At 70.7% G+C, this 6,442-nt stretch carries 6 protein-coding genes; 4 read left to right on the plus strand and 2 right to left on the minus strand.

Going from position 1 to position 6,442, the window contains the following annotated elements; translation table 11 throughout:
- Positions 1-103: 103 nt before the first annotated feature.
- Positions 104-1,003 (minus strand): SURF1 family protein, encoded by a 900-nt coding sequence (locus ACFWX1_RS37485; protein WP_378394570.1) that lies wholly within the window; start codon positions 1,001-1,003, stop codon positions 104-106.
- Positions 1,004-1,049: 46 nt separating this feature from the next.
- On the minus strand, positions 1,050-1,517 hold the full coding sequence (locus tag ACFWX1_RS37490) for a low molecular weight protein-tyrosine-phosphatase (protein WP_378394571.1): 468 nt from the start codon (positions 1,515-1,517) through the stop codon (positions 1,050-1,052).
- A 31-nt stretch (positions 1,518-1,548) separates the two neighbouring features.
- On the opposite strand from ACFWX1_RS37490, the gene ACFWX1_RS37495 reads away from it, so the two are divergent.
- From ACFWX1_RS37495 to ACFWX1_RS37510, 4 genes are all read left to right on the plus strand, one after another.
- Positions 1,549-2,355 carry a Nif3-like dinuclear metal center hexameric protein gene (locus tag ACFWX1_RS37495; protein WP_378394572.1) on the plus strand — a complete coding sequence of 269 codons (807 nt, stop codon included), beginning with the start codon at positions 1,549-1,551 and terminating at the stop codon, positions 2,353-2,355.
- 31 nt (positions 2,356-2,386) lie between these two features.
- Positions 2,387-3,124, plus strand: a complete 738-nt coding sequence (locus ACFWX1_RS37500; RefSeq protein ID WP_378394573.1) for a zinc ribbon domain-containing protein — start codon at positions 2,387-2,389, stop codon at positions 3,122-3,124.
- Positions 3,125-3,192: 68 nt separating this feature from the next.
- Positions 3,193-4,314: a bifunctional RNase H/acid phosphatase gene (locus tag ACFWX1_RS37505; protein ID WP_378394574.1), complete on the plus strand. Its 1,122-nt coding sequence runs from the start codon at positions 3,193-3,195 to the stop codon at positions 4,312-4,314.
- A gap of 233 nt (positions 4,315-4,547) precedes the next feature.
- Positions 4,548-6,299: a hypothetical protein gene (locus ACFWX1_RS37510; protein ID WP_378394575.1), complete on the plus strand. Its 1,752-nt coding sequence runs from the start codon at positions 4,548-4,550 to the stop codon at positions 6,297-6,299.
- Positions 6,300-6,442: the final 143 nt, after the last annotated feature.

Raw genomic sequence — 6,442 nt, forward strand, 5'->3', positions numbered from 1 at the left:
TTACGGGCGTCTGACACCCGTAAGGTGGCCTTAACGGCACGCCGAGCCCGTCCTGACCTGCGGAAAGAGAGCAAGGGACCTTTGCTTGCGTTGCTTAGCGGAACTAACGAGCGGCAGTAAAGGTCCCTTGCTCCGCTGGCGGGCCGTCCGCCGGGCCGTCCGCCGGGCCGGACGGGGTCTCGGACCGCTCGCCTTCCTCGTCCTCGGCGAGCATCTCGGCCACCGACTTGCGACGTCCCCGCTCGGGCCGTGGCGTGGTGAGCGCGCCGCCCGGCTTGAGCTCGCGCACCGTGAAGTACAGCCAGCCCAGCAGCGCCATGGTGCCGAAGGCGATCCACTGCAGCGCGTACGAGAAGAACGGCCCCGAGTCGAGCTGCGGCAACGGCAGCGGCTTGAGGACGCCGGGCTGGTCGACGTCGAGCTGGAAGTAGCCGGGGCGGATGTCGAGCTTCGCGGCGCGGGCGACGACCCGCGAGTCGACGACGTAGCTCTGCAGCTTCCCGCCGGACGACGCGTCGGCGGTGACCTCGCGGTTCTTGGGATCCGTTTCGTCCGGGCGGGCACGCGCGACGAGCGTCACCGTCCCGGTCGGAGGCGCCGCGTAGGGCGGGACGCCGGAGTCGGCCGACAGGCCCACGTAGCCGCGGTCGACCAGCACGATCGTGCCGTCGGTGGTGCGGAACGGGGTGAGGATTTCGGAGGCGCCCTGGCCCTGCACGGTCCGCAGGCGCGCGACGACCTCGGCCTCCGGCAGATACGTCCCGGTCATGGTCACCAGGCGCCATTCGGTGCGCTGGTCCGGCTCGGCGCCGGGGGCCAGTTCCTGGGACAACGGCGCCGGAGCGGCGGTGAAGGAGGCCCGCACGGCCGCGTTCTGGATCTCGCGATCGGTGTCCCGCCGGAACTGCCACGGCGCGAGCAGGGTGTAGCAGCAGACGGCGAAGGTGAACACCACCACCGTCAACGCCAGCCAGCCGGGCCGGAGCAGGAACCGCAAGCGCACACCTCCACGGTAGGCCGTCCCCGCCGCGACCACGACGGCGACCTCGTCAGCTGTGGGCTCGCACCCAGTCGAGCAACGCGGGCACGCTGCGCTCGATCATGCCCAGCACCTCGGTGAACCCGTCGTCGCCGCCGTAATACGGGTCGGGGATCTCGGCGCCTTCGGGCGCGGACGGGTCGAACGAACGCAGCAGCCGCACCCGCGACGGATCGGTGGCCCGTGCGCGAAGGAAGTCGACGTGACCTTCGTCGGCGCACAGCAGCAGATCGGCGTCCAACTGGTCCTCGTCGACTTCGGAGGCCACGTGCGACGTCGGGTAGCCGTGGGCCTTGAGCGTCGCGCGGGCCCGCTTGTCCGCGGGCTCGCCGACGTGCCACGGGCCGATCCCAGCACTCGACACGCGCACGGAATCCGACAACCCGGCGTCGGCCAGCGCGTGCCGGAACACGAGCTCGGCCATGGGGGAGCGGCAGATGTTGCCGGAGCAGACGAAGACGAGATGCGGGGTCCTCACCCGTCGAGACGCTACATGCGAAAATCGCCGGATGCCCGCCGTCTCCGACATCATCACAGCGCTCGAAGCCGCCTACCCGCCCGAACTGGCCGAATCCTGGGACGCCGTCGGGCTCGTATGTGGCGACCCCGCCGACGACGTCACGCGAGTGCTGTTCTGCGTCGACCCGGTCACCGAGACCGTCGACGAGGCGATCGAGCTGGGTGCGCAGCTGATCGTCGCGCACCATCCGCTGCTGCTGCGCGGAGTGCACGGCGTGCCGGCGGACACCGCCAAGGGCGGGCTCGTGCACCGGATGATCCGGGCCGGTGTCGCGCTCTATTGCGCGCACACCAACGCCGATTCGGCCGACCCCGGGGTGTCCGACGCGCTCGCCGGGGCGATCGGCCTGCGCGTGCTGCGCCCGCTCGATCCGAACCCCGACGGTGTCACCGGCATCGGCCGGATCGGCGAGCTGCCCGAGGCCGAGCCGTTCGCCGACTTCGTCGAGCGGGTCGGGAAAGCGCTGCCCGCCACGGTTCCCGGCGTCCTCGGCGCCGGTGACCCGGAGCGCCCGATCCGCACGGTCGCGGTGTCCGGGGGCGCGGGCGATTCCTACCTCGCGCGCGCGACCGCAGCCGAGGTGGACGCCTTCGTCACCGCGGACCTGCGTCATCATCCGGCGGGGGAACACCTCGGCGGCACCGGCGTGGTGCCCGCGCTGGTCGGCGTGACGCACTGGGCCAGCGAATGGCCCTGGTGCGGGCAAGCCTCGGCCGTCGTCGAGGCCGCGACAGCGGGTACCGTCGACACCTGCGTCTCCACGCGGTGCACCGACCCGTGGAACCTCCGCGCCTAGCGCCTGAACAACGACAACTACAGGGAGCACCGTGAAGGCCGATTCCGCCGTCCAGCGCCAGCTGCTCGACCTCGCCAAGGTGGACGCCGAGCTCTCGCGCACCGCGCACCGCCGTCGCACCCTTCCGGAGATCGCCGAGATCGAGGCGGGGGAGAAGACGCTGCGCGAGAAACGCGACGCGCTCGTGTCGGTGCAGACCGCCGCGTCCGACCTCGACCGCGAGGTCGCGCGGCAAGAGAAGGAGATCGAGTCGGTGCGGGCGCGCGGGGATCGCGACCGCAAGCTGCTCGAATCGGGTTCGGTCAACGCCAAGCAGATGACCGACATCGAGCACGAACTGCAGAGCCTCCAGCGCCGCCAGACCGCGCTGGAGGACGACCTGCTCGAACTGATGGAACAGCGCGAGGCCCTCGAACTCGACGCGAAGCGGACCGGCGCCGAGGTCGACAAGGCCGCCCACGACGTCGCCGCCGCGGCCGGCCGGCGTGACGAGGCCTTCAAGGACCTCGACACCACGACCGCGCGCCGCGAAGAGGACCGCGCCAAGCTGGTGCCGAGGTTCCCCGCCGACGTGCTCAAGCTGTACGAGCGGGTCCGCGCGCACAAGGGCATCGGCGCCGCGCTGTTGCGGGCCCGCCGGTGCGGCGCCTGCCAGCTCGAACTCGACCGCAACACCATCGCCGAGATCAAGGCGACGCCCGAGGACACCATCGTGCAGTGCGAGAACTGCGGCGCGATCCTGGTCCGCACGCTGGAGTCGGGCCTGTGACCGAGTCTTGCGGGACACCCGCACCCGGTCGGCATCCGCAAGCGGGGCTTCGCCATGATCGCTCACGAATGCCTCCAGTCCGCGTGATCGTCGAGGCCGACGGCGGGTCGCGGGGCAACCCCGGCCCGGCTGGCTACGGCGCGGCCGTCAAGGACGCCGCCACCGGCGAGGTGCTGGCCGAGCGCCGGGAATCGCTGGGCATCGCGACCAACAACGTCGCGGAGTACTCCGGTCTCGTCGCCGGTCTCGAAGCCGCCGCCGAGGCCGGAGCGTCCACAGTGGACGTCCGGATGGACTCGAAGCTCGTGGTGGAGCAGATGTCCGGCCGGTGGAAGATCAAGCACGCCGCGCTGCAGCCCCTTGCCGCGCGGGCCAGGGAACTGGCCGCCGGGTTCGACCGCGTCACCTACCAGTGGATTCCGCGTGCGGAGAACTCCCACGCGGACAGGCTGGCGAACGAGGCGATGGACGCGGCCGCCGGGAAGCAGGTCAAGGCCGCGAAGGCCGTCGTGAAGGAAACCGACCGCTCTTCCCCCGCGCGCTGGACCGGCGCCAGCGGTACCCCCACCAAGCTCCTGCTGCTGCGGCACGGCCAGACGGCGATGTCGATCGACCGGCGCTACTCCGGCCGCGGCGACGTCCCGCTGACCGAACACGGCCAGGCACAGGCCGCCGCGGCGGCCAAACGGCTCGCCGGGATGCCTGGTCTCGTAGTCGACGGCGAGGCGGCGCCGATCATCGCGTCCCCGCTGACCCGGACGAAGCAGACCGCGCAGGCCGTCGCCGACGCGCTCGGCGGCCGCGTCGAAACCCACCCGGGGCTCATCGAGACCGACTTCGGCGAGTGGGAGGGCCTGACCTTCGCCGAGGCCAAGGAACGCGACCCGGAGTTGCACGGCCAGTGGCTCGGCGACACGTCGGTGCCGCCGCCGGACGGCGAGAGCTTCGACGTCGTGCACCGCCGCGTCCGGAAGGCACGCGACGAGCTGATCGCCGAGTACGGCGGCCGGACGATCGTGGTGGTCAGCCACGTGACGCCGATCAAGGCGCTGCTGCGGATGGGCCTGGACGCCGGCCCGTCGCTGCTGTTCCGGCTGCACCTCGACCTCGCGTCGCTGTCGATCGCGGAGTTCTACCCGGACGGCAACGCCTCGGTCCGGCTGGTCAACGACATCTCCCATCTCTCATGACCCCGCGGTCATAGGCCGGACACCGGCGGTTGCCCGTGATGGTGAAATGTGGGATGGATCACGCCCGATGATGACGCGTGGACAGGGCCGGATGAGGTATTGGCTAGAGTGCTGCTTCGAAGTTGAGGGCGCTGTGGCGCCGCGACGACGGATCCCGCCCGGGATCCTCCTCACGGGGGCGCAGGCTCGTGCGTTTCTCGGCAAGGCCTGTGAATAGGAACAGTGACGGGGACATGACGGCAAGCGCACTCAGCGAAGCATCCGAACGTGACCTGCCCAGCACGCCGGATTCCGAAACCGAGCGGCGCGGCTGGGCGCTGCGGCTGGCCCCGTACCTGGCGGTACTCGCCGGGGTCGCGGCGGTCGCCTGGCATGCCACCCGCTACAAGCACTGGATCGTCGACGACGCGGCCATCACCTTCTCCTACGCGCGCAGCTTCGCCGACGGCCTCGGCCCGGTGCTGCAGCCGGGGGCACCGCCGGTCGAGGGCTTCTCCGACCCGACGTGGATGGTCCTGCTCGCGCTGGGCAAGGTCGCCGGGCTGTTCGACCACGGCCTGCTGCTGGGCATCCCGGACTACGTGCTGTTCCCGAAGCTGCTCGGGCTGCTGTTCACCGGCGGCATCCTCGCCGGGTTCCAGGTGGCCGCGCGGCAGATCTTCCGGCGGCACGCCTGGGCGATCACCCTGGTCGCCGGGCTGACGCTGGCGACGATCCCGTCGTTCGTGATCTGGGTCGTGTCCGGCCTGGAGAACTCGCTGTTCGCGTTCGGCGTCGTCTGGCTCGCGGTGCTGCTGTTCGTCGCGGCCCGCAAGGACAATCTGCTGTCCTGGAAGGTCGCCACCGTGGCGGGGCTGCTGGTCGCCTTCTGCGCGCTGACCCGGCCGGACGGGCTGATCTACGTGGGCGCGTACCCGCTGGCGGTGTTGTGGCAGCTGCGGCGCCCGGTGCTCGGCACGAGCATCAAGCACGTCCTGATCTCGCTGGCCGCGTTCGCGATCCCGTTCGGCGCGTACGTCGCCTGGCGGCACAGCGAGTTCGGCGGGCGGCTGCTGGCCAATCCGTCGATCGCGAAGCAGCAGGGCCTGCCCGACCTGACGTCGATCATCCGGCCCGGCGCGCTGGTGCTGTACATCGGTGTCGCGGCGGTCGTCGTCGTCGCGGCCCTGATCGTCTGGGCGATGGTCAAGGCGCCGTGGCGGCGCGCGCTGTACGTGCTGCTGACGCCGTTCGCGCTCGGGATCGTCGCGTTCGGCGTGCTGATCCCGGACTGGATGGACCAGTACCGCTTCGCGACGCCGGTGTGGGCGCTGGGCGCGCTGGCCGGGACGATGTGCCTGGCGGAGTTCCTGCGGACGGTCAAGGCGCCGGTGATCCGGGTCGTCGCGCTGGTCGTGGTGATCGCGTCGCTGGTCCCGTCGGCGATCGGGTTCGTGAAGGTCTCGGACAAGTTCATCAAGTCCCCGACCATCCCGGCCTGCCTGGTGGCCGACCGGTTCGGCCGCGGGTTCAACACCATCGCCGACATGCTGGGCCTGCAGCAGGCGTCACTGTTGCTGCCCGACCTCGGCGGCTCGTCGATGACGAGCAGGCTGCAGCTGGTCGACATGGCGGGCCTCGTCGAGGCGAACGTCGCCGACTACCTGCACAAGGACGACATCCACGGCCTGCGGGACTACGTGTTCGACAAGGTGAAGCCGACCTTCATCCACTCGTGGGGACCGTGGGCCAGCGGCAACGGCATCGCCGTCGACCCGCGCATCGACCAGGACTACTACCCGATCTTCGTCTATCCGGGCCCCGGCCTGCGCAACGGCGACTTCGTCCGCAAGGACGCGGTGACCGACATGGCGAAGCTCGAGGCCGTCCGGCACTACGCGGCGACCACGATGATGAACGTCGAGGGCCAGCATTTCGTCACGGCTCCGCTGGACGACTGCGGCCCGACCATGAAGCCGGGCCAGACCATCGCCCCACGCGGCTGAGGCTTTACACCGACGCATCCGACCTGCGGCTCTGTGGGTCCAGTGCGTTCCCCGCCGCCGCGGGGATGTGCCGATGCTCAAGGGGACCCGCGCGTCTTACGACGTTCCGTGAATGCCACATCGAGGGACTCCGAGTCCCTCGA

It is taken from the genome of Amycolatopsis sp. NPDC059021, from assembly GCF_042739895.1.
In the GTDB taxonomy this organism is placed as follows: Bacteria; Actinomycetota; Actinomycetes; order Mycobacteriales; family Pseudonocardiaceae; genus Amycolatopsis.